The organism is Bacteroides cellulosilyticus DSM 14838 (assembly GCF_000158035.1).
GTDB lineage: Bacteria > Bacteroidota > Bacteroidia > Bacteroidales > Bacteroidaceae > Bacteroides > Bacteroides cellulosilyticus.
The window spans coordinates 585828-591637 of sequence record NZ_EQ973490.1 but is presented as its reverse complement, the minus strand read 5'-3'; the positions used below and the strand labels follow the sequence as shown (position 1 = coordinate 591637).

General features: G+C 43.2%; 3 protein-coding genes. 1 reads left to right on the top strand and 2 read right to left on the bottom strand.

Annotated elements, in window-relative coordinates; all coding sequences use genetic code 11:
- Both BACCELL_RS06995 and BACCELL_RS06990 read right to left on the bottom strand, forming a co-directional pair.
- Window positions 1-1554: AAA family ATPase (locus tag BACCELL_RS06995; protein ID WP_007210954.1), on the bottom strand; the 1554-nt coding region annotated here is incomplete at its 3' end.
- A gap of 108 nt (window positions 1555-1662) precedes the next feature.
- On the bottom strand, window positions 1663-3426 hold the full coding sequence (locus tag BACCELL_RS06990; RefSeq protein ID WP_007210952.1) for an LTA synthase family protein: 1764 nt from the start codon (window positions 3424-3426) through the stop codon (window positions 1663-1665).
- A gap of 196 nt (window positions 3427-3622) precedes the next feature.
- Here BACCELL_RS06990 and BACCELL_RS06985 point away from each other — a divergent pair, with 196 nt between their 5' ends.
- Window positions 3623-5464: an ABC transporter ATP-binding protein gene (locus BACCELL_RS06985; protein WP_007210951.1), complete on the top strand. Its 1842-nt coding sequence runs from the start codon at window positions 3623-3625 to the stop codon at window positions 5462-5464.
- The last annotated feature ends 346 nt before the right edge of the window (window positions 5465-5810 follow it).

Genomic DNA, 5810 nt, shown 5'->3' with positions numbered 1-5810 from the left:
TTTCATGTCGGAATAGATTTCCAGTAGTGGACAGAGGAATATATCAACATAGTCGGCTTGCGTATCTTGTTCAGAAATGGGGCGGTAAAAGCGGTTTTGGGCTGTCATGGCAAGGGTGAAGCCGTGGACAAAGAACTCCCCTTTCTGTTTGTCGCGTTGAGAAGCGTAACGTTTCAGGCAGTCGGCGATGTAGCCGAAGTAAGTTTGCCAGTCACCACGATAGGCGAGTGAACTGGACAGCTCGTTCTTTTCGTAACTGCTGAAATTAAGGTCGGCTTCATCGTAGGTGCTCAGTAGATAGGCATAAAGCTGCTCACGAACCACCTGGTTGGGAATGGTGAGTTTGGTTTTACCTTCATATGTGCCGCTGATGGTAAGCATACCGAAATAATAGAGTAGACTCACGAAGTTGTCAGGAGTGGTGATATTGACGGCAGGGAAACTTTCTTTCAAATCTCCGGTAATATAGCCTTGACTCACCAAGGTCTGGATGATGGAAGCATAGTGGGCAAATTCTTTGTCCTTACGGATAAGCATGCGCAACTTTTCGTAGTCAACGCGGATGTTGCTTTCTATCATATTCTGCGGTGCTTTACCATCGTTGTCAAGGTAGTTTTTGATAAAATAGAGCACCATATTAGAATTGTACATGGTAGTTTCACCATAACGTCCTTGTGCAAAGCAATAGTTGTCGTACCACGGTTGCATTATGTCCAACAGCTCGTCCACAGTGTGGTTGAAGTGGCTGGTGGTGGAGTAATAGGTCAACATTTGCCGTACTTCCTCTTCCGTGAATCCTATCATTTCGTTGAATTTTGGGGAGAGCGAGTAATTGGTACCGATGTTGAAGCCGTTAGTGAGGTCGTCCATCGTAACAGGGCTGACACCGGTGATGAAACAGCGCTCGATACTGGAATAGGTTCCTGCTTTCACCTTGTTGAAGAAGGCGCGCAAATAGCCTTCGCCATGTGTCTCGTTGGTGTAACGATGTAAACTCTCAGGATCGGCGAGGATGGCATTGGTAAAGTGGTCGTACTCGTCGATGAAGAGGTAAATTCTTTGGCCGGTTTTGTTACATTCCGTAAACAGGTACTCAAATTGTTCTACGGCTCCTTCTTTTGCATCCAGTTTTTCCTTAATACCCTGAGGAAGATAGTCGGCATAGATATCGCAAAAGTAGTCGAACATGGTTTGGCAATGCGCATCCAGCCCTTTGCGGTAGTTGTGCAGTTCACCGACAATTCCGGAAAAATTGAGATAGAGCACCAGGTAGCTGTTGCGGTCACGCGTGGGATATTTCCCGATATAAAGATCACCGAACAAAGCATCAAACTTATCTTTGGCGGCTATGTCGTAATAATGTTGCAGCATACTTACCGTCAGACTTTTGCCGAAACGACGGGGACGGATGAAGAAGAAAAACTTATCTGCGTCTTCTATTATGGGAATAAAGCGGGTCTTGTCTACATAATAACAATCATCACGGCGAATCACGGCGAAGTTCATCATGCCGTAGGGGATGCGTTTTCTGTTCGGTGCTATATATTCTTCCATAACTGATGCCTTTTTAGAAGTTTGGTTTGAATGCAAACAAAGGTACGCCCTTTCTGCTGTTTCTCCAAACAAAGATTCTTAAAAACATGGAACGCTTTCTTTATTATCTTACTTTTTTCCAAAGTAATTAAACCGTATCATCTCATCCGAAATATCATATGCCTCCTTTGCAAAATCCTCATCTTCCGGACTATATCCTTCTCCTTCCACATTCATCTGTGAACCTACAGCAAATCCTTTCTTTTCAGGATTGAGGATACTTTCTCCGAGGCCGGTCCAATAATAGTCGTCAAGTTGAAGTAGGTTCAGCAGGGTGGGATACATATCTATTTGTCCCATCACTTCATCGTAACGCATACCTATGGGAGAGTTGACAACGATGAAAGGAGTAAACTGCTTGTCGGACACGATACCTTTACCACCGGGACTTTCGCATAGTTCTGCACGATAAGACGCTAAACCTTCGTGATCTCCTGTTATTACAATCAGCGTTTCCTTATATTGAGGGAGTGTTTTCAGATACTCCACGAATTTACCGATAGCTTTATCTGTGTAGCGGGCAGTGATCATATAGTTACCCATCTTCTCCGGAATGTCAGAGGAGAATGAAATCTCTCTGAGATATTCCGGTAATATGAATGGAGCATGACCGGAATAGGTAATAAGTTGCATATATGCGTTTTCCCCTTCTTTCCATATCTCCCCTTTTTCTATCTTTTCCTGACATTGAGCAAAGAATGAGCCGTCTCCGGTACGTTTGTGGGTACCGAAAGCTTCCGTCAGTTCGAAATCATGATAGGCGATAATCGTATCCATGCCGAAGCTTTGGGCTATGGGGCCCTGGTTCCAGGTGGATATCTTATCTATGGTTAACAGATAGTTGCGCGAATGATTTTTTTCGTGCATGGCTTTCTGCAACGAAGGGTAAACATGGTTGGGATATTGGCTGCTGTACGTACCACTGTTGATAGGTAGTAGTCCGGTGCAGAGGATAAGTTGGGCATCTATGGAACGGCCGCCTTTTACCTGTGTCAGTACATGTGGGGCATAGATGGTGGTAGAATCCTTCAGTAATTTGTTCAAGTAGGGGGTGATCTCCTGTCCTTCCACTTCTTTCTCTAATACCCAGCTTTCCAATGATTCTGCCAGAATGATGATGCAATTGGTGCGGCGATTAGTACTACTGTCCGGCAGAGCAACTTCGTGTTTGGGCTTTTTACTTAACCATTCTTCTATCTTTGCTTCCAGTTCAGGAGTTAACTTTTGTTGCTGACCTGCCAAATCATAGCAAAGGCTACCGAAAACGGTATAGAGGGAGGGGCCGCTTGAACAGAAATATGCTTTGTCGCGATATTCCTTGTATGCATTTGAAAATCCGCCTTTAATCAGGGTCACTGTGCCAAAGATGCAGATGATGACTGCAAGTACCGCAGAATAAGCAAGTACCGGTGCGGGACGCTTCTGATGTGCAGTTTTTGTACGCCGATGAACGACGGCGGCTGCAAGGGTGGATAATGGGAAAAGTATATCATACCAGCGAAGAGAGTCGAAAACGCTTCCGGTGAAATCGGCTAAGTTTCCTGATAATCCGTAGCTGTTCAGAGGAATGGCGGTATAATAGGTTCTGAAGTACATAAGATTGGCTATCAGCAGGAAATCCAGCAGGAACATGATGAGCGTCTCTGTTTTCCACATACGGAAGAAGGCGTAAGGGATAAGCAATATAAGTGTGGCTATCAGTTTTGTTGTATAACATTCAACTGTAGAAAGAGAAGCAAAAGTAGTCGGGATACACCATAGTATGTCGAATAACATGAATTTCAGGAAAATAGTGATTCCGAATGTCAGTACGGACTTATCGATCTTTGTCATAATAAAGCGTTTGTTTTATATCCGGGCGCAAAGATACAATATATTTTTCCGATATCATTCTGTGATCTATATAAATGAGCTACAGGGCTTGTTTATTGAGGGTTGTATAGATAAATCTCGTTAATATTAAATTTATCTTCTTTATCTTAAAGATATTTCTTGTATCTTTGCGCCCCTAATTCATTAATACCAAGCAATGAAGGAATTCCTGCAATTGATGCGGCGTTTTGTGTCGCCATATAAGAAGTATATAGGGTGGGCGATTGTGCTCAATGTCTTATCGGCTGTTTTCAATGTATTCTCATTCACTCTGCTGATTCCAATTCTGAATATTCTGTTCAAGACGGGTAGCGGAGAGAAAGTATATCACTTCATGGAGTGGGGCAGCGATGACTTGAAAGATGTAGCAATAAATAATTTCTATTACTATGTTACTCAGTTGATAGAGGTTCATGGCCCGATAATGACACTTCTGTTTATGGGACTGTTCCTAGCCCTTATGACGATGCTGAAAACTTCCTGCTACTTTGGATCTTCTGCGGTAATGATTCCTTTGCGTACAGGAGTTGTTCGTGATATCCGTATCATGGTCTATTCGAAAGTGATGCACTTACCACTTGGTTTTTTCTCTCAGGAACGGAAAGGAGATATCATTGCCCGTATGAGTGGTGATGTGGGAGAAATAGAAAACTCCATTACCAGTTCGTTGGATATGTTGCTGAAAAATCCGATTTTGATCCTGTTTTATTTTACAACGCTGATTATAACAAGTTGGCAGTTGACCCTGTTTACCATCGTAGTACTTCCCGGAATGGGGTGGCTGATGGGAAAGGTCGGCAAGAAGCTGAAACGCCAATCTTTGGAAGCGCAGGGCAAATGGAGTGATACCATGTCACAATTGGAAGAAACTTTGGGGGGCTTGCGCATCATTAAAGCGTTTATTGCAGAAGATAAGATGGTGGATCGCTTTACCAGATGCAGTAATGAACTGCGTGATGCGACCAATAAAGTGGCTGTTCGTCAGGCGTTGGCTCATCCGATGAGTGAGTTCCTGGGAACGCTTTTGATTGTATTGGTGCTTTGGTTTGGCGGTATGCTGATTTTGGGCGATGAGCATTCTTCGCTGGAAGCTCCTACATTCATTTTCTATATGGTTATTCTGTATAGCATCATTAATCCGTTGAAGGATTTTGCAAAAGCAGGATATAACATCCCGAAAGGTTTGGCTTCCATGGAACGTGTGGATAAGATTCTGAAGGCTGAGAATCCTATTAAGGAACCCGTAAACCCGCTTCCTCTGCATGGCATGAACCGACAAATCGAGTTTAAGGATGTTTCTTTCAGTTATGATGGGAAGAGGGAAGTTTTGAAACATATCAATCTTGTTGTTCCGAAGGGGCAGACGATTGCATTGGTTGGGCAGTCCGGGTCGGGAAAATCTACGCTGGTAGATTTGCTTCCGCGTTACCATGACATACATTTCGGTGAAATCATGATTGATGGCGTTAGTACCAAGAATTTCCGTATTCATGATTTGCGTGGCCTGATAGGAAATGTAAATCAGGAAGCGATTCTGTTTAATGATACATTCTTTAATAACATAGCATTTGGTGTGGAAAACGCCACACTGGAGCAGGTGATGGAGGCGGCGAAGATTGCCAATGCGCACGATTTCATTATGGAGACAGAGCATGGATACAACACAAATATTGGTGACCGTGGTGGCAAGCTTTCCGGAGGACAACGCCAACGCATCAGTATTGCCCGTGCTATTTTGAAGAATCCGCCTATTCTTATTCTTGATGAGGCTACTTCTGCTCTTGATACGGAGTCCGAACGTCTGGTGCAGGAAGCTTTGGAGCGTTTGATGAAAACCCGTACTACAATTGCTATTGCCCACCGTCTTTCTACCATTAAAAATGCAGATGAAATCTGCGTACTCTATGAAGGAGAAATTGTGGAACGTGGCAGGCACGAAGCTTTGTTGGAGAAGAATGGATACTATAAACGTTTGAATGATATGCAATCTCTGTCTTGATCAAAAAACGATTCTGAATAGAAAGATTTATTAATTCTGCCTACATCCTACACCCGGAGACTTAATCGTCTCATTAATAGAACGGTGTGTGGTGTAGGCAAAATTATATGCGGGTGTAGGAAAGGTATTTGCCTACACCACCGGAATCTGTGCCTGTCTTCATGTTGCTTTGAATCAGTGCTTACCTCCTGTTTCCTAAAAGAATAATCTTCTTTTTCTTGGTTTTTAATGTACATTTCCTTTGGTCAAAACTCATGTTCTGAATATATTAGCTATATATCGGACGTGCAGCATCTATATATCGGACGTGTCACATCTATATATCGGACATGCAGTATCTATATAT